The following is a 16,544-nucleotide window of genomic DNA, read 5'->3' as shown; positions in this document are numbered from 1 at the left end:
CAGCCGGGCCCTGGCCCGACTGTCCGGCACGCATACATCTACAGTCCAAGGAGCAAGGCATGAAGGCGCACGTCAGCTCGATCCTCCTCGGTGTCCGGGACATGGAGCGGGCCAAGCAGTTCTACACCGAGGGACTCGGCTGGAAGATCCAGAGCGACTTCGGCATCTCGGTGTTCTTCGCACCGGACGGCGCCTCGCCGGTCGGCTTCTACGCTCGCGAGGGTCTGGCCGACCAGGTGGGCACGGACCCGGAAGGCAGCGGCTTCAGCGGACTGGTTCTGACCTACGTCGTCCGCAGCCAGACACGGGCCGACGAGATCATGGCGGAGGCCCAGAAGGCCGGCGCCACGGTCCTCAAGCCCGCCGGCGCTCTGTCGTGGGGCGGGTACGGCGGCACCTTCGCCGACCCGGACGGCTACATCTGGAGTGTCGGCTACAGCGCCCAAGGAACCGACCAGCCCTACGCGGAGTAGCCGCGCTCTCTTGCCTCACAGCCGTCCGGGACGGCTGCGGCGCGTGCCGCAGCCGTCCCGGACACGGCGATGGTTCCGGCGGGGGAAGCGGGAGCGGCGATCGGAGCCGAGCAGGCCGGATCCGCGGTGGGCCGGCAGAACAACAGAAGGATGGAAGATCATGAAGTTTCGGGCCCACGTCGAGCCACCCGAGCCCATGCGGGGCCTGGAGGTTCCGCCCGAGGTGGTAGCAGCGCTCGACGGCGGCGCCCGGCCACCGGTGACGATCACTGTCAACGGGCATTCCTGGAAGAGCCGGGTCGCCATCCTGCGAGGCCGCCACCTGCTCGGCCTCAGCAACGCCAACCGGCAGGCCGCGGGTGTCGAGATCGGCGAGGAGGCCGAGGTCGAGCTGGAGCTCGACACCGAGCCGCGCGTCGTCGTCGAGCCCCCGGACTTCGCACAAGCCCTGGACGACGACCCGCTCGCCCGCGCCGCGTACGACAACCTTGCCCACGGCCGCAAGCGCGAGCATGTACGCGCCATCGAGAGCGCGAAGAAACCCGAGACACGTCAGCGGCGTATCGAGAAGGCCATCGCCACCCTGCGGGACTGACCCCCGACAAACGAGACTCCGCGCGGCTGTGAACCCGCCGCGCAAAGGCCCGACCCTGCCCAAATTCCCGCTGAAGAGACAAGCATGCCGAAGCCACTCATGACCGGTCTGTACCGGTTCCTGGCCTTTGAGTTCATACTGGGCACCGTGACCAAGCACTGGCCGGGCGACACAATATTCAGCGCGGCGTACTCCGTGAAGTTCATCGAGTGGGGTTACCCGTCCAGCTCATCGGCAGCTCCGCCCTCAACCTGGGCAACCCCAAGCGGGCCGTCGTCCACTTCCTGGAAGCCTCCGCCGTCCACACCAGCCAGGAGGCCTACAACGGCGACGCCTTCCCCCGTGGTCACGCCATCTACCTGGCCCGGCTCGCCGAAGCCCACCTCAACCTGGGTGACGTCGACGCCGCCGTGGCCACCGCGCACGATGCCGTCGACCGGATGGGCGGCGTCACCTCCGCACGCGGCACCCACACCCTCGAAGACCTCCGCAAGAAGCTCGCCCGCCGCCGCGGTATACCCGCCGTCGCCGACTTCCTGGACTACACCGACACCGAGTGAGCACCCGGCACCACCAGCCGCAGCGCCACAGCGCGACGCCGAGGGCGCCAGCATCGCGGCTCTGGCTCAGTACCGGCCCGTTAGGCCCAGCGCGTCACCCGATGGGTGGAGTGCAGCACGGCGATCCGCGTCGTTGACCTGGCATGACGACGCAGACCGCCGATGAGACCGAAGTATCCCCAGATCGCAACTCCTGTTCAGCACGGCTAGCGGCCCTGCCCGGAACAGAGCCGTTCGCCTTCAGATGACGAGGGACGGGTCGGAGAGGAAGACCGCTTGGGCCAGCCCTGCTGTTTTAGCCCGGGCAGGATTCGAATCTGCGACGCCCGCTTTAGGAGCGAGGTTGGGCGATCACTGGCGTGACCTTGGGATTCCCTTTCCTGGGCGCCGCCTGTCGGCATCGCCGAGGCGAACCTTGGTTCCCCGTGAGTCCCCGTGCGTTCTGGCACGCGAGTGGCATGGCCCAAAGACCGTGCCACGACCTCTCGATGCGAACTACGGGCAGGGTGGTCGCTGAGGTCTGCCGGCTGGTCATCCGGTCGGCTCTGGCCGGCGGCGGTCGGCTGTGGTCGCGATGGTTGCTGTACTTCGCTGCTGCACAGCTCCAAGTGGTCCGCATCTTCTGCCGCCCGCGTAACCTCATGTGCGTGTATGACGACTGGTTCGAGGACGACGAACTGAACAGCCGACAGCAGGCGGTCGTGGACGTCGTGAGGGAGTCCGCCCGCTCCTGGCCGGAATGTCGACCCAGTGACACCGTCGTGCTCGTTTTCGGGCCGGACGAAGACGACCAGGAGGACGTACACCCTGCCGCACGGGAGTCCCGGTGGGAGCCCCCAGCTGAGCACACGGCCTACCACACTGCGCTGGACGAGGCGCTGGACCGGAGGGAAGAGGTTCTCACGCTCATAGCGAATCTGGTCGATCGACGTGAAAGGGAGAGGGGCCTGATCTTCATGACGTTGGGCGCGACTGTCATCGGTAACCGGCTCTTCTGCAGCGAACGCCACAGCCAGAACTACCAGACTCCGGAACCAACCGGGGATGTGGCGCCGCTCAGTGCCGCCGGCTCCCCGGAACGTCTCGGCCAGATCGCTGCCGCCTGGTTCGAAGAGATTATGAACCGCCTCATCATCTCTTCTCACCCGGTCGTGGGTGGCGGATACAGATTCGTCCCTCCGGGCACTGCACTTCCGCCCGGACATCGCGGGGTGCGCAACGGACCGCTGTGATCAACCTTTTAAAAAACGTTGCAGAGCGCCCGAGGAGCCGAAGAACTGACGGGCCGGGTCCCTGACCTGCGGCCGTGTAATCGATCAACGCTGCGACCTGCGACTCAGCTGTCGATGGTCGTCAGCATCGGTCGTCGTCGAGTGTCCTTCACCGGCCCGCGGACGGCCCGCCGATCGAGCCGGCCGTCACACGCAGCTAGGCCCGCCCTAGGGCCGCCCTAGGAGCCGGAGCCCAGCAGGCGGCCGGTGAGGCGGTCGTTGGCCTGCTGCCAGCACCGCTCGATCCGCTCGACAGGAGGAAGAGATCGCCCAGGCAATGGATCACCTCGTCCCAATCTCCGGGTAACGTCCAGGCATGAGTCATCCGCACCCCGAGCTGAAAGCCGCTCCGCCCCTTCCCGAAGGAGGGCTGCGGGTCATCGCCCTAGGCGGCCTGGGCGAGATCGGCCGCAACATGACCGTCTTCGAGCACGCCGGCAAGCTGCTCATCGTCGACTGCGGCGTGCTGTTCCCCGAAGAGACCCAGCCCGGCGTAGACGTAATCCTTCCGGACTTCACCTCCATCCGGGACCGGCTGGACGACATCGTGGCCGTGGTCCTCACCCACGGCCACGAGGACCACATCGGCGGCGTGCCCTACCTGCTGCGCGAGCGGTCCGACATTCCCATCGTCGCCTCCAAGCTGACGCTGGCGTTCCTGGAAGCCAAGCTCAAGGAACACGGCATCCGGCCGCGCACGGTGCGCGTGAGAGAAGGCGACCGGCGCAGTTTCGGCCCCTTCGACTGCGAGTTCGTGGCGGTCAACCACTCCATCCCGGACGGCCTCGCGGTCGCGATCCGCACCGGCGCCGGGATGGTGCTGCACACCGGCGACTTCAAAATGGACCAGTTCCCTCTCGACGACCGCATCACCGATCTGCGTGCCTTCGCCCGCCTCGGCGAGGAGGGCGTGGACCTGTTCCTCACCGACTCCACCAACGCCGAAGTACCCGGCTTCACCACCTCCGAGCGTGAGCTGAACCCGGCGATCGAGCAGGTGCTGCGCACCGCGCCGCGCCGGGTCATCGTCTCCAGCTTCGCCAGCCATGTGCACCGCATCCAACAGGTTCTGGACGCCGCCCACCAGCACGGCCGTAAGGTCGCCTTCGTCGGCCGGTCGATGGTCCGCAACATGGGCATCGCCCGTGACCTGGGCTATCTGAAGGTCCCCTCCGGTCTGGTCGTGAGCACGAAGGAGTTGGAGAAGCTCCCGGACCACAAGATCACTCTGGTGTGCACCGGCTCCCAGGGCGAACCGATGGCCGCGCTGTCACGGATGGCCAACCGCGACCACCAGATCCGTATCGGCAAGGGCGACACCGTCCTGCTCGCCAGCTCCCTCATCCCCGGCAACGAGAGCGCCATCTACCGCGTCATCAACGGACTCACCCGGTGGGGCGCCCACGTGGTCCACAAGGGCAACGCCAAGGTCCACGTCTCCGGGCACGCCAGCGCCGGCGAACTCGTCTACTGCTACAACATCGTCAAACCCCGCAACGTCATGCCCGTGCACGGCGAATGGCGCCACCTGCAGGCCAACGGCGACCTCGCCATCCGTACCGGCGTCGACCCCGACCGGGTCGTCATCGCCGAGGACGGCGTCGTCGTCGACCTCGTCGACGGCCGCGCGTCCATCACCGGCAAAGTCCCCGCCGGCAACGTCTACGTGGACGGGATGGAAGTCGGCGGCGTCACCGAAGCCTCCCTCAAGGACCGCCGCACGCTTGGGGAAGAGGGTGTGGTCACGGTGGTGGCGATCGTCGACGCCGACACCGGCGCCCTCGCCGAAACCCCCGACTTCCTGGCCCGCGGCTTCGCCCATGACGACACCACCTTCGAGCCGGTCATCCCCGTCATCGAGAAGACCCTGGCCACCGCCGCCGACGAAGGCATCGGGGACGCGCACCAACTCGAACAGCTCATCGCCCGCGCCGTGGCGAACTGGGCGTTTCGCACCTACCGCCGAAGGCCCCTCATCATCCCCGTCATCATCGACGCCTGAGCCCGGCAGCACGGCCCCTGACTGCCGGGGCCGGCCTCGCGAGTATCGAAGCCGGGCACGGGAGTCAGCAGCCGCCCGAGGAGTCGCCACGCAGTCGGTCGCAGCCGATGACACTCGGGCAGCGAAGGGGTGACATTGCCACCTGTTCCATACTGGCGGGCGCGGCACGGCGGCGGAACTCGTTCGTACGGATCTCACTCGAGTGTGTGCCGGGTCCCGGTGGGCCCGGCACATCTATTCGCCCAGTGGGAGTCGTTACCTGACTTCGGCTCGTCAAGGTGACGCTGGATTGCCGAGGATCAGGCCAGTGCCGGCTATGAAGCCGTCGAGGGTGTGGGGCCGGTACTGGATGCGTTCGAGCCGGTTGCGGACCAGGATTTCGAACCGGTCGAGGGAGACCACGGCGAGGTTGGCCAGGCTGTGCTTGACGTGGGCCCATACCCCCCGACGGGGTTCAGGTCCGGCGAGTACGCGGGCAGCACGAACACCGTCAGCCACTCACACTCGGCGATCAACTCACGCATGGCAAGGGAGACATGAGTGCTGAGCCGGTCCCAGACCAGCACGATCGGCACCTTGACGAGGCGATGGGTGCCGTCGATCAACGCGATGAAGTCGCGCTCGGACAACGCGTACCAGACGTCACCGAACTGCTCCCGCAGATCGGCAAGTTCGCGGGCCGTGAATCCGTTAACCGACGGCTGCCACACCATCGACAGCAAAGAGAACCATTTCAGGGCAAAAGAATGCCGGCACATGTGGGGCCGGGCCCAGAGCGGACACAGCTCCTTACGGCGCTTGCGTTCCTCGCCCTCAAGCTCCGGCGCCGTCCACCGCACCCACTTCTCGGCGATCCGGGCGTTCGCGGCCTGGCAGGTGCCCTCCCACCCGTCCGGCTTCTTCGGCAGCCCGCTCGGCTCGAGCCACAACGCGAGCGGCTCCGGTCCCTCAGCCGTGCGACAGAACAGCAGCCGACGTTCGTCGGGACCGATCGCATCCAGCGACAGCAGACCCTCCGGCTGCCCCGGCGTACCGTGCCGATCAGCGTTCCGGGCGGCTCGTACATGGATGTCGCCGAAGGACGCGAGGGATGTGAGTTTCTCGTCGATCAGGCTCGGCGGGGGCTTGAGGAAGTCGTAGAACTCGGCTCTCCACCCATTGCCGCACTCCTCGTCCAAGTCCCCTCCAGAGCCGTCGAATCCGACAACTCCAGGGAGCCTAGTGAAGGACCGTGAACACGATGCTCGCGACCGCCCCCACGCCGGTCACCAGCGGTGTTCTCGACCTGGACCGCGCCCTGTGGGGCTTCCCTGTCATGAGGGTCTCCAGCCGACCGACACCGCGGGCATGCCGGGCTTTCCCCTGGAGGTGGCCGGGATCATGCTCGCGGTCGTGGCGTTGCGCAAGCTGGTCGAGGGCAACGACGCCGAGCGTCAAGTACTGGTGCCGGTAGACGTCGGGTGCAGCAGCACGGGGCCCGGCCGCGTCCCCACGGCCAGGCCCCGTGCTGTCTCGTGGTGGTCCGGTCTGCCCGACCGGGAGCGACGACGGTCGTCCCGGCCGCGGCCAGCGGGATACGCGGTCACCCGCCCCCGCAAGGCCGCGTAGACGAGGAAAATGGCGTCGGAGGAACAGACCGATCCTGGCGTTCACGCGCAAGTCCAGCCCATCGGAGCAGAGACCGGTCCGGCCTCGGCTTGCCGCCGTAGGTCAGGGCGTCTACCAGTGAACCGTCAGAAGTCGTACGGCTTCTTGGCGTTCCAGTTCAGCACGTCGGCCTCGTTCCAGGTGAACTTCTGGTTCTGACCCTTGCTGACGACGGAGTAGAAGGGGCCGGGGCGACCCTCCTCGCCGCGCAGCGCGAAGGCGAGCGACTGCGCCGTGTGGTTCTTGGAGCCGTAGTCGAAGAGGTTCACCGCGCTGTATACCTTGCCTCCGGGCTGGAGCGTGATGTGCTTGTCGCCGCCCGGGGCGTCCTTCTTGGAGTGCGGCAGCGCGACGTTGTTGGTGTTCCAGTCGAGTACCACGGCCGGGTAGGAGGTGACCCAGCAGGGCTTGGTGCCCTCGTTCACCGCGGTGAGCAGCAGGTGGTCGCCCTGCTGGCCGGCGAACCGGTGCACCGCGGTGACCAGCATCTCGTCTCCGTGGCACTGCCGGGCGCCGGCCGTTGTGCTCTTGCTCGCGATCTCCTGCGCCCCGCCCGCGGCAGTCGCCGAGGGCGCCCCTTCCTTGGTGTCACCACTGCTGTTGGCCTGCGCCGCACTGCCCTTGGCGTCCCCGCCGGATGCGGACCGGCTCTGGGCGGTCCCCGCGCTGTGGTCGGGTCCCGCCGCCTTCGAGCCGCCGTCGGCGCCGCCACAGGCGGTCAGACCCAGCGCCAGCGCGGCGGTGACGGTGGCCAGAGCGGCGGTACGGGCGGTACGACGGGCACGGTACGTGGTCATGATGAAAGCTCCCCCATGATCTGTCAGGACACGGCACCTTCCCTTGCTTTCGCAGGGCGGCCGGCCGCATCGGCTGTTTCGCTACACCCCATGAGATGACGCCGGGACAAGCATCGTTCACCCGGTTCTGTCCGCATTCGGTAACAAGACAACTGGGCCCAGAAACACCGGTGTTCACGCCGTACCCGTCAGTGCCGCAGCGCCTTCGGCTGCTGCGGCACAGAGCAGGGCCACCAGGCGCCCCCGCCCATCCGCGAAACGGTTCACCAGCGGTCCACCGCGCACGTGACCCCCGCGACACCCAGCCCCAACACCCTCAGCACCACCCCGGCCGGCGCCGGTGATGTCACGCCCAAGCCCGGCCCCGAGTACCGGACCATCCAGCCACACCTCCCCCGGCGTCCCCAGGGTTGAACGCGGCCCGGCCGGCCCGACCGTCAGGAACGGGGTCCCCGGCGGCCTTCTCCATGACCAATCAGCTGGCGGGGAGTCGGTGAGGAAGCCGCGCGCCGCCCACGGGGCGAGAGCGGCCGACCGACCACGGAGTGGTTCGGCACCGCGTTCCACTCCACCGCCGGGATGCAGCACCTGGACCTCCGCCAGCCCGGCAACGGCATCCTGATCACCTCCTCCCCTGCCGAGACCGACGGCGTTCCGGCCTCGTGGCCGCTCCATCTACGCAACGACGACAACGGCCAGGGGCTCAACGCGGTGGGCGCGGCGCTCGGATGCAGGCCTGCTACAAGGCGGTCCGCTCCCTGGCCCACGACGCCCTGCCCGCCCTCAGCCTGGAACTGCTGGGCCCCGCCGCGTTGCCGACACCGCCCATCGAGCTGCACATCGCCCCCGGCGGGAAGGACGTCACGTCGCTGCAGGACACCCTCAACACCGACTTCCTCGGCCCCCGGACCGGCACGGGAGACATGCGACGGGGCAGCGACTTCCTGCGCGAGGAGCTCGTGGCCACCGGTGATCTGGGGCCCGCAGTTACCGCAGCCCTGCGCAACATCGCCCTGGACTGGCGCTACCTCCACCCCCACCTCCGTCCGCTGCACGACTGACCCGACGGCAGCCGCCGCTGGCCCATAGCGGTAGCGGTCCCTTGCTCGCCGGCGCACGGGTGAGCGGCGCGGAGTTGATCGTTTCTGCGGTGAAAGCTGCCGCCCACTCGGGTGCTCGCATCCTGGCCCGGGTCTGGTGGACCGCGGGTTCAGCGTCCTCGGCGGGGCCTTGGTTGTTCGTCGCAGACTGCCAACCTGCCGGAGGCTCTTTGCGTAGCGGGCATCTGACGGATGATCACGGCCTGAAGTCCGCAGCCCGCGCTCTCACCCCCGACCACCGCCAAGCCAGCCCCTCCCGCCTGCGAATTCAAGACGAACAGCCCTCAATGGGCGCGGATCGTGCTGCGAAGCGGGCAACGAGGAGGGCGGCGAGTTCGTGGCGGCTGGTGATGCCCAGCTTGGTGTACGCCCGTTGGAGATGGTTGTCGACCGTTCGGACGGAGAGGGTGAGGGAGGAGGCGATGCTCTTGCTCGTGGCACCGGACGCGGCCAGCAGGGCGACCTCTCGTTCCCGTGACGTGAGGGAGCGGGTGCCGATGGCGGTGGCGAGCACGGGGGTGGTGACGGACTGGCAGTGAGTGAGTGCCATCTCGGCGCTGGCCATGGCCGCGGCGGCTCTGCGGTGCAGTGCGTGCCGGCGCAGGACCGCGCAGGCGGCGGTGGCCGCTTCGGCGGACAGGACCATGGTGCCCACGGCTTCGAGACGGGCAGCGGCGGCGATGAGCTGCTCGGGGTCGTCGTTGGCCAGGGCTGCGGCGAACTGGGATCGTGCGGGCGCGAGGGCACCGTCGCAGCGGTCGGAGAGGGCAGCGAGCGGCGCCGCCACGTCTTTGGCACCGCCCAGCCGGGCGATGTCGGTGAGCAGCAGCGCCTCGCTGCTCGCGTGTCCGCTGGCGCGTGCGATCCGGGCGGCTGCCCGGAGCCGGGTACGGGCGCGGGCGAGGTCGCCGCGCATGGCTGCCAGCCAGGCGGCACCGAGTTCCTCCTCGCCGGCGGACAGCATTCCGAGCGAGGTGCCCTGTTCCATCCGCACGGTGGCCAGTTCGGCCAGCGCGGCCTCCGCGGCGGGGAAGTCTCCGGTGACCGCGCAGGCCGCTGCCATGCCGCTGAGGGCGACGCGCCGGGCGCCGAGGTGGTCCATCCGGCGAGCGGCGGTAATCGCCTCCCTGTACCACTGACGGGCCGACTGCGCCCGTCCGGCCAGCCAGTGTGTCCGTCCGAGGAGGGTGGCCAGCCACACCCGGCTGTGCAGGACTCCTGCAGCAACCAGGTCGGCGAAAGCTTTCTCGCCGACCCTGGCTGCCTCGGAAAGGCGCCCTGCCTCGGTCAAAGCCATGACGACGGCCCGCAGACGGGCACTTGGGTGTGATGCCGGCACGGCGGGGTCGCTCAGGTGCACCGTGTGCGCGTCGTGGGCCCAGGCGACGGCTTCCAGGGTCCGGCCGACCATGGCCAGCCCGAAGGGCAGGAACGACGCATGGTGCAACCAGATGTCGCGGCTGCGGTGCCTTTCGAGGGCGGGTTCGAGGCCGGACAGCAGAGCGAGTCCCTCGTGGGGCCGGCCTGACGCTATGAGGATCGAGCCCTCGTTCATCTCGAGGTCCGCGCCGCCCCCGGGACTGGTGACCTGTGATCGTACGAGCGTGTTGTGCGAGAGGACCTCGGTGGGCGGACGACCGTCGTGGAGCAGGTTCGTTGTCCTGAGCAGGGTGACAGCGACCCGTTCCGCTTCGGTGGCCGCGTGCGCGTCAGCGTCGGCCAGCGACTGTTCCGCGCCCTGCGAATCCCCGCACATGAACCGTGTCTGTGCCAGGAGCAGCCGTGTCCGTGTCGAGTGCTCGGCCGGGGGCAGGGCCGTCAGCAGGGGCAGGGCCTGGCAGTAGTCGAATGCCCTCAGGGCGGTCGCGGCACCTTCGCCAAGCAGCCCGGCGTCGGCGCGGCCGGTCGCGGTCAGCTGCCAGACGGCCATGCGTAACGCGTCATCGGCCCGCCGTCGGCCCCTGGCCAGGGTCCGTTCCGTCTGTCGCAGCAGGATCCGACGGCTGCGCAGAGCGGGGACCTTGGCACGCAGCACCTGACCGTACAAAGGATGGGCCAGTGACACCTGGGTGCGCCGACCGTCCTGGGCGACCGTGATGAGCCCCGCGGCCTCCAAGGAGGCCAGAACCTCCAGGGGTGCGGTCCCATCGAGATCGACCAGCGGAACCGGCGCGCACAGCGCCAGCAGTTCCAGAGCGGTACGTGATGCCGGGCCGGCCGCCGCCAGCCGCTGCTCGATCAACTCGGTCAGTTTGGGCGTGCCCAGATACTGTCCTACCTCCCACAGCTCGGTGAGGTCGCCGTCGGACAGCAGCGCCCGGCTGTCGAGGGCGCCGATGGTCAGTTCTCTCAGATACAGGGGGTTGCCGCCGCTGGCTGCGGCCAGCGCGTAGCAGACGCGTTTGGCCGGCGGCCGCTCCAGCGTGCGGGTCAGGACTTCTTCGACCGCTTCGTCGGACAGCGGTGTCAGGTCGAACCGTACGGCAGCGTCCGCGTGCAGCAACGCGTCGGCGGTCGGGGTTCTGGTCCTGGCCTCGCCCGTTGCGATGGTGGCTATTAGCAGGACGGCCCGGGCGTCCATCAGCTGGCGCAGCAACATCGCAGAGGCGGGGTCGAGCAGGTGCGCGTCATCGATGAGGAAAGCCCAGCGGTCTCCTTGCCTGCCGGTGAGGGCCTTGGCCAAGGCCCGGAACCTGGTTACCGCGTCGGACAGGTCCACTCCCGCCGGCAGCAGGTGGGCCAGGGCGCCCAGCGCCACAGAGGAGGCCGCTGCGCTGGCCGCGGCCCGGCCTGCGCGAAATCCGGCCATGACCGCATGCGCCAGCATTTCCTCGGCCAGCCGCGTCTTGCCCACGCCCTGCGGGCCGCAGACTATGACACCGCGGTGGGCGTCGTCTCCCAGGATGCGTGTGAAGGCGGCGAGTTCCGCCTCACGGCCGACCAGCGGCCACGGCGGTTTGACAGCCATCCCCGTCCCTGTCCCCGTAACCGTCAATTCGAGCTCCACTGCCGTCGTCGCGGATGCCAAACCACCCGGTGGGTCTTCCTGGCGGACCGCTGCGTCGCCTGCGCCGACGCCACCGGCATGGGAGTCGTGCTGTTTCTCCCCCAAGTCATCTTCGCCGGACGGTATCCGCGGCACCTGAGTAATTGTTACTCACTCCTTGTCCGGAAGACACCGCGTCGCACGTGGCGGCGTCAGGACCACGGACCCGGGTCCTTCGATGCGATGGACGGGCCTGCAGGGGCGGTCGAGTACCGGCTACTCATGCCGCGCCACGGCAGCGCGGGCACGCTTTCCACGGCGGCAGCTTTGGTGGCCGCTTTCCGGATCAACAGTGGGAAATATGAGAGGACCCGGACCGGCCGCCGCCCGATGACGGGCGTCATGGCGGTGCCGCCCGCTTCCGCCTTCCCGTTAGAGAAAGGATCAACGTGAGGACAAACGTCAGTTCCATCTGGCGGGTGCTGCGCACCAGTGAATGAAAGCTTCCGGCATGGATGGCATGCACCGGGCAAGTTCGGCGAATCTGCACGTCAGTACCATCAACCGCCATACGAGAAACGGGAGTTGACTCATGTCCGCACGACGGACTCTGATATCGCTCGTCACCACCGCGCTGATGGTGTCGGCCATCGCGCTGACCGGCGCGCCCGCTGAGGCTGCAGGTGCGACCAACATTCGCATCTTCAATTCGAGTCACTGCCTCGACAGCGACGTCGACAACGCCGCGAAACTCCAGATGTGGAGTTGCGACAGCGGTTCCGACGAGGAGTGGATCACGGAGTTCTGGGGAAGCGGCATGTACCGCTTCATCAACCAGAGGACTGGATGGTGCATCACCGGGCCTTCGGGACTCAGCGCGGGAGCGGTCACGCTGTCGGCTTGCGATCCTTTCGGGAGCACCAGGGCCGTCCAGCTCTGGCGAGTCCGCAACACGCTGTCAGGGAACCCGAACGTGACGGTGTGGCAGAGCGCGGAAAACGACCTGTGTCTGACCACCCCGAGCGTCGGCAATCACACGATCCCGCAGACTCAGACCTGCGCCCCCTCCGATGCCTATGATTGGTGGGACCGGCGGTGAACCTGTTCCTTACGCTCTGACCGAGAACGATGCTCCGAATATGATCGCTCGTACGGGGATTCTGGGAGCGTGAACACGGTCTTTGTCTGATCCTGTGCTCCAGCCAAAGAGGCAATTGACCAGTACGAAGGCCGTGGGGGATGAGTCTCCTGCATCACGATGCCCGGCGGAAAGCGTTGGTGGTGGCGTCACACTTCGGGACGACTTCGTCGAGTGCCTCCCCGGGCGCGGGGACGCTCTGTTCGAGTTGAGTGCCTAAGGCACTCGCCAATGGAAAATTATTCCTGGAGGTTCGGCCGGAGTTCCTGGAGGTTCGGCCGGTTATCCGGCCGAACCTCCGCATGCGGCAGCCGAAGGCGGGACAACCGACTGTCCTCTTTCGCCTGCTGGCTCGCTACCGGCAAATCCATCCCGCTCCTGCCCCGACCAGCCACCGGCATCGAAACCGCTGCCATGTCACCGAGCACGGTGGAAGGCACCCACCGAGCACCGAAGAAGTACCCTCCAACGACCACCCCATGAGACACGACAGATGATCACGACCCGCCGCTTGCGCACTCGTCCCCGACCGCCGCCAAGCCAGCCCCTCCCGCCTGCGAATTCAAGATGGGAAATGACTATCCAGTCCGGTTCGTACTGGGTCAGACGGCGCCGAAGTTCGAGGCTCTCACCGTGGGCCACCTCCAGGGCCTTCCGCAGCCGGGTGATCTCCTCGCGGTGGGCCTGCTGTTGTTGTGACAGGCGCGCGCACGGCCGCCGAGGTCGACGGCGGCGCCTCAGCATCAGCCCGGCGCACCCCTGGAACCTGGCCGTGCTTCGCGCGGTGGCGTTCGATCACACTTCGAAGCTGAGGGTGTCTGCAGAGGAAGTCGGTACTCACGCCTGCCTCACGGGCAACGGCGGTGAAACTGACGGCCCGGCCGGTCTTGACCATGTGAGCGAGGGCGGTTCGGGCTCCCTTGTCGGCGTCCGTGGTGCGCGCTTTCACCGCCTGGTGCAGATACTCCGGCAGAGGGCTCACCACTTGATTTCCTCACCTTGGGCAGCGGACGGCTTCGCCCGATCCGGTGTGCCGGCTCCGCGCACCGCGCGAAGCATCCCGCTCTCCTGAACGCCGACGCGATCGAGCGCAACGAGGACCTTGGACAGGGCGTTCGTCTCGGCGAGCCGTCCGGAGAGCCACACATTGTCCTCTCCCATGGGCTGTCCGTAGCGCGACGTGAATTGAGCCTGCCGTTGTGCGATCAGGGCTTTGGTCTGGTCGAGCTGGAGCGTGAGCTCGTCCTGGCGGCTGGCGTCCGTGACGAACTTGTCGCAGGGCAGGCAGGCATCCCTGCCCCTCGCGCAGAGCCTCATCCGCATTGGCGCGCTCGGCCCGCACGCGGGTGAGCTGACCCGCAGGGATCTGCTGCTGCAGGCGACCGAGCTGCACCGACAGTCCCGCAATCGCCATGCGGGCGAAGGGCAGCTGCCGCTGGGTGGGGATCTGGTGACGGCGGAGCCGAGCGGTCTGCCGGAGATGACCGGCCGGACGAGCTCAGTGCGGAGCTGGAGACCCTGTCGATCGACGTCGAGGACTCCCACCAGGCGTGCGCACACCGAGGCGCACGGTGGTCGGACGGATGGTGTGGGATCTGGACGAGGTGGCCGCCGCCCGCCGCGGCTACGGCCCGCAGGCCGTCCTCGATCTCCTCGGCCGCCCTCCCCCGCCCCGATACCCGCCCAGCCGGCCGCGCCGCAGCGCCCCCTCGCCGACGGGACCGCCGGGGCCCGCCTCCATCCGTACGCCGACCGAAGTGGACGGGTTCCCGCATTCCTGGAGGAGTCTCAGTAGGAACCCGCTGGTCCTCGGGGCGGATTAAGGGCTATCTGCGATGGGTTCAGCGTCCCGGACGGCCAGGGCCGCTGCGGCCGGGCGGATGTCGCGGTCTGAATTCCTGGGAGGGCCGGACTTGCGCCGAAGAGAAGCTCCTGGAGTTCCGCGCCGTCGGCGGCGGCTTCACCGGCTACGGGAGCGTGTCTTACTCAACAGGTGCGGTCATTCCGAATCGGCGATTAGTTCACCCAATTGAATAAAGTATTCAACTATGTTCCAACTCCCGTGAATGCGCACAAAATACTGGCGTTCGGAGTATCTGTATATCTCGCGACGGTTGACATTCTTCATGATGTCGGGATTGTACGTACTTACGACCACATCAAGCTCCTTGAGAGCTTCCGCCTCATTTACTTCGATATTCGAAACCGTGCGCATCGCGGGCGGCGGGTCAAACGTGTGTGCAGTGATTATCCACTTGGGCATGGTGGCCTTTCCTTAGGAAGGGAGATTTTGGGCTTGGTATGGAGTGTTTTCGAACGGTCTTCGGCGGCGTCTCATGTGGTAAGGCTAGACATCGGGGCTCGTCCAGCTTTGTCAGCCGGTGGGCCCAGCGCGGAGCCGCCGCGCGTCCCGCACGAGCGTGTACAAAGCACTGAGAAAGATCCCGGCTCAAGCCACGAGCCAGAGGACCGACGCCCCAGCGCGGTACTCACGAACGGCAAGAATGAGCAACATCACGCTGGCAAGAACGCCGAAGGCCGAGATCAGAGCGCTGATGCGGTGAGTCACACGGACATCATCAACGACAACCTCGGCCAGCGGAAGTGATCCAAACGAACCGGCCTAGTACTCCAGTGCGGTTTCGTGATCTATCCAGTGGGTTCATCGGCGGCTCGTCGTCGGTAGTGGCTGCGTCGGGCTGTTGCCTGGTGGCGCCGACGCCAGTTGGACCAGTGCAGCAGTCTGGCCACGGTCACGGCTGGTGGGTCGAAGACGGCGACGAGTAGGTGTCGGATCTCCGGGACGGTCAGCGTGATCGGATCGCGGCTGCGGACGGGGTGGTATGCGTCATCGGGCCGTTCGGGGGCCGCGTCGGCGGCGAGGGCGGCCAGGAAGGCCAGGAAGGCCAGGAAGGCCAGGGCAAGTATGGCGAGGGTGATGTGCCGGTGCCAGGAGGTCCAGTTGCGGACCTGGTAATGGTCGAGACCGACCTGGCCCTTGGCTGCCTGGAAGCACTCCTCGACGCTCCAGCGGACACCGGCGACGCGGACCAGTTCGGACAGGGGCACTTCGGTGGGTGACCAGCACAGGTAGAAGGCGAGTTCGCCGGTCGACCGGTTGCGGCGGATGAGCAGGTGCCGGTGGCTGTCGGTGCCGATGTGGATCCAGGCCCAGTCGTAGTACCGCGGGCCTTTCGCACCGTTTCCGGCGCTGTGGCGCTGCCAGGCCGTGGCGGGCAGGCGGCCGGCGACGGTGTCCGCGCGGATGGGCGTGCGGCCGTGCTTGATCCTCACCCGCATCGAGCAGGCAACGGCCATCACGTAGCCGGTGCCGCGTGTTTCCAGGGCGGCGCGGAGCTGGGGGTCCTGGCCGTAGGCTTCGTCGCCGGTCACCCAGGAGGCGGTGATGCCGGCGTCCAGCGCAGCGGCGATCATCTCCGAGGCCAGACGGGGCTTGGTGGCGAACTGCACCGTCTCGGGTATCCCGGCCGCGGTGCGGCGTTCGGGATCATCGGACCAGGAGTGCTCGGGCAGGTAGAGCCGACGGCCGATCAGGGCCCGTCCCCGCTCGGTGGCCAGGGCGAGGAACACGCCGACCTGGGCGTTCTCGATGCGTCCCGCGGTGCCGGTGTACGGCCTCTGCACTCCCGCCGAGGACCGGCCCTTCTTCAGGAAGCCGGTCTCGTCGACCACGAGAACGCCGCCGTCGGCGCCGAGGTGTTCGACGGCGTAGGCACGCAGGTCGTCGCGGACGGCATCGGCGTCCCAGCGGGCGTAGCGCAGCAGGCGCCGCATCGGCCCGGGCCGGGCATGGCCGGCCTGTTCGGCCAGTTGCCAACAGTTCTTCCGCCCGACGCTCGACAGCAGTCCGAGCAGGTAGGCGCGGGCCGTGGCCCGGGGTTCAACTCGCCCGAACTGGCCCGCGATCCGGTCCATGACCTGGTCGAACATCGCCCGCCAACGGGCAGGATCTAC

General features: G+C 67.9%; 14 protein-coding genes and 3 pseudogenes. 10 read left to right on the top strand and 7 right to left on the bottom strand.

Translation table 11 applies throughout. The annotated features are described in order from the left end of the window. Positions 1-59: 59 nt before the first annotated feature. From ACFYW8_RS34285 to ACFYW8_RS34265, 5 genes are all read left to right on the top strand, one after another. Positions 60-473 (top strand): VOC family protein, encoded by a 414-nt coding sequence (locus tag ACFYW8_RS34285; protein WP_389087056.1) that lies wholly within the window; start codon positions 60-62, stop codon positions 471-473. Positions 474-633: 160 nt separating this feature from the next. After that, positions 634-1,068, top strand: coding sequence for a YdeI/OmpD-associated family protein (locus ACFYW8_RS34280; RefSeq protein WP_389087051.1), 435 nt, complete (start codon positions 634-636; stop codon positions 1,066-1,068). A gap of 209 nt (positions 1,069-1,277) precedes the next feature. Next, the gene (locus ACFYW8_RS34275; RefSeq protein ID WP_389087046.1) at positions 1,278-1,628 is read left to right on the top strand and encodes a hypothetical protein; all 351 of its coding nucleotides are present in this window, start codon (positions 1,278-1,280) and stop codon (positions 1,626-1,628) included. Between the two features lie 506 nt (positions 1,629-2,134). Next, positions 2,135-2,860 carry a hypothetical protein gene (locus ACFYW8_RS34270; RefSeq protein ID WP_389087041.1) on the top strand — a complete coding sequence of 242 codons (726 nt, stop codon included), beginning with the start codon at positions 2,135-2,137 and terminating at the stop codon, positions 2,858-2,860. A gap of 355 nt (positions 2,861-3,215) precedes the next feature. Further along, positions 3,216-4,901: a ribonuclease J gene (locus tag ACFYW8_RS34265; protein ID WP_389087036.1), complete on the top strand. Its 1,686-nt coding sequence runs from the start codon at positions 3,216-3,218 to the stop codon at positions 4,899-4,901. A 314-nt stretch (positions 4,902-5,215) separates the two neighbouring features. Here the strand turns inward: ACFYW8_RS34265 and ACFYW8_RS34260 are convergent, their stop codons facing one another. Continuing rightward, a complete protein-coding gene (locus ACFYW8_RS34260; protein WP_389087030.1) occupies positions 5,216-6,079 on the bottom strand; it encodes a transposase in 864 nt (287 codons plus the stop codon). A gap of 169 nt (positions 6,080-6,248) precedes the next feature. On the opposite strand from ACFYW8_RS34260, the gene ACFYW8_RS34255 reads away from it, so the two are divergent. Then, the gene (locus ACFYW8_RS34255) at positions 6,249-6,509 is read left to right on the top strand and encodes a hypothetical protein (RefSeq protein WP_389087024.1); all 261 of its coding nucleotides are present in this window, start codon (positions 6,249-6,251) and stop codon (positions 6,507-6,509) included. Positions 6,510-6,634: 125 nt separating this feature from the next. Here ACFYW8_RS34255 and ACFYW8_RS34250 read toward each other — a convergent pair whose 3' ends face one another. After that, positions 6,635-7,345 carry a DUF4232 domain-containing protein gene (locus ACFYW8_RS34250; protein ID WP_389087020.1) on the bottom strand — a complete coding sequence of 237 codons (711 nt, stop codon included), beginning with the start codon at positions 7,343-7,345 and terminating at the stop codon, positions 6,635-6,637. Positions 7,346-8,073: 728 nt separating this feature from the next. Between ACFYW8_RS34250 and ACFYW8_RS34245 the strand changes: the two genes are divergently transcribed. Next, positions 8,074-8,406 (top strand): hypothetical protein, encoded by a 333-nt coding sequence (locus tag ACFYW8_RS34245; protein WP_389087015.1) that lies wholly within the window; start codon positions 8,074-8,076, stop codon positions 8,404-8,406. 307 nt (positions 8,407-8,713) lie between these two features. Here the strand turns inward: ACFYW8_RS34245 and ACFYW8_RS34240 are convergent, their stop codons facing one another. Beyond that, complete coding sequence (locus ACFYW8_RS34240; protein ID WP_389087010.1) at positions 8,714-11,413, bottom strand: LuxR C-terminal-related transcriptional regulator; 2,700 nt, start codon at positions 11,411-11,413, stop codon at positions 8,714-8,716. Positions 11,414-12,023: 610 nt separating this feature from the next. Here ACFYW8_RS34240 and ACFYW8_RS34235 point away from each other — a divergent pair. Beyond that, positions 12,024-12,530, top strand: coding sequence for an RICIN domain-containing protein (locus tag ACFYW8_RS34235; RefSeq protein WP_389087007.1), 507 nt, complete (start codon positions 12,024-12,026; stop codon positions 12,528-12,530). A 606-nt stretch (positions 12,531-13,136) separates the two neighbouring features. After that, positions 13,137-13,268 (top strand): hypothetical protein, encoded by a 132-nt coding sequence (locus tag ACFYW8_RS34230; protein ID WP_389087387.1) that lies wholly within the window; start codon positions 13,137-13,139, stop codon positions 13,266-13,268. 76 nt (positions 13,269-13,344) lie between these two features. Here ACFYW8_RS34230 and ACFYW8_RS34225 read toward each other — a convergent pair. Both ACFYW8_RS34225 and ACFYW8_RS34220 read right to left on the bottom strand, forming a co-directional pair. Further along, positions 13,345-13,518, bottom strand: a pseudogene (locus ACFYW8_RS34225) (hypothetical protein); the annotation flags it as partial. Positions 13,519-13,547: 29 nt separating this feature from the next. Then, positions 13,548-13,892 (bottom strand): hypothetical protein, encoded by a 345-nt coding sequence (locus ACFYW8_RS34220; protein ID WP_389087382.1) that lies wholly within the window; start codon positions 13,890-13,892, stop codon positions 13,548-13,550. Here ACFYW8_RS34220 and ACFYW8_RS34215 point away from each other — a divergent pair. Next, a pseudogene (locus ACFYW8_RS34215) lies at positions 13,828-14,322 on the top strand (DNA polymerase III subunit alpha); the annotation flags it as partial. The gene ACFYW8_RS34220 and the pseudogene ACFYW8_RS34215 overlap by 65 nt on opposite strands. Before the next feature lie 246 nt (positions 14,323-14,568). Here the strand turns inward: ACFYW8_RS34215 and ACFYW8_RS34210 are convergent. Continuing rightward, positions 14,569-14,832 (bottom strand): hypothetical protein, encoded by a 264-nt coding sequence (locus ACFYW8_RS34210; protein WP_389087002.1) that lies wholly within the window; start codon positions 14,830-14,832, stop codon positions 14,569-14,571. Positions 14,833-15,473: 641 nt separating this feature from the next. Continuing rightward, positions 15,474-16,520, bottom strand: a pseudogene (locus ACFYW8_RS34205) (IS701 family transposase); the annotation flags it as partial. Between the last annotated feature and the right edge of the window lie 24 nt (positions 16,521-16,544).

It is taken from the genome of Streptomyces sp. NPDC002742, from assembly GCF_042888885.1.
Classification (GTDB): domain Bacteria; phylum Actinomycetota; class Actinomycetes; order Streptomycetales; family Streptomycetaceae; genus Streptomyces.
Note: the sequence above shows the minus strand (reverse complement) of the source record. Positions and strands in the feature narration are given on the sequence as shown.

Coding starts and splice junctions, on each gene's coding strand:
- ACFYW8_RS34285 (WP_389087056.1), top strand. CDS start 60: ATGAAGGCGCACGTCAGCTCGATCCTCCTCGGTGTCCGGGACATGGAG.
- ACFYW8_RS34280 (WP_389087051.1), top strand. CDS start 634: ATGAAGTTTCGGGCCCACGTCGAGCCACCCGAGCCCATGCGGGGCCTG.
- ACFYW8_RS34265 (WP_389087036.1), top strand. CDS start 3,216: ATGAGTCATCCGCACCCCGAGCTGAAAGCCGCTCCGCCCCTTCCCGAA.
- ACFYW8_RS34255 (WP_389087024.1), top strand. CDS start 6,249: ATGCCGGGCTTTCCCCTGGAGGTGGCCGGGATCATGCTCGCGGTCGTG.
- ACFYW8_RS34250 (WP_389087020.1), bottom strand. CDS start 7,345: ATGACCACGTACCGTGCCCGTCGTACCGCCCGTACCGCCGCTCTGGCC.
- ACFYW8_RS34245 (WP_389087015.1), top strand. CDS start 8,074: ATGCAGGCCTGCTACAAGGCGGTCCGCTCCCTGGCCCACGACGCCCTG.
- ACFYW8_RS34240 (WP_389087010.1), bottom strand. CDS start 11,413: ATGGCTGTCAAACCGCCGTGGCCGCTGGTCGGCCGTGAGGCGGAACTC.
- ACFYW8_RS34235 (WP_389087007.1), top strand. CDS start 12,024: ATGTCCGCACGACGGACTCTGATATCGCTCGTCACCACCGCGCTGATG.
- ACFYW8_RS34230 (WP_389087387.1), top strand. CDS start 13,137: ATGGGAAATGACTATCCAGTCCGGTTCGTACTGGGTCAGACGGCGCCG.
- ACFYW8_RS34220 (WP_389087382.1), bottom strand. CDS start 13,892: ATGCGGATGAGGCTCTGCGCGAGGGGCAGGGATGCCTGCCTGCCCTGC.
- ACFYW8_RS34210 (WP_389087002.1), bottom strand. CDS start 14,832: ATGCCCAAGTGGATAATCACTGCACACACGTTTGACCCGCCGCCCGCG.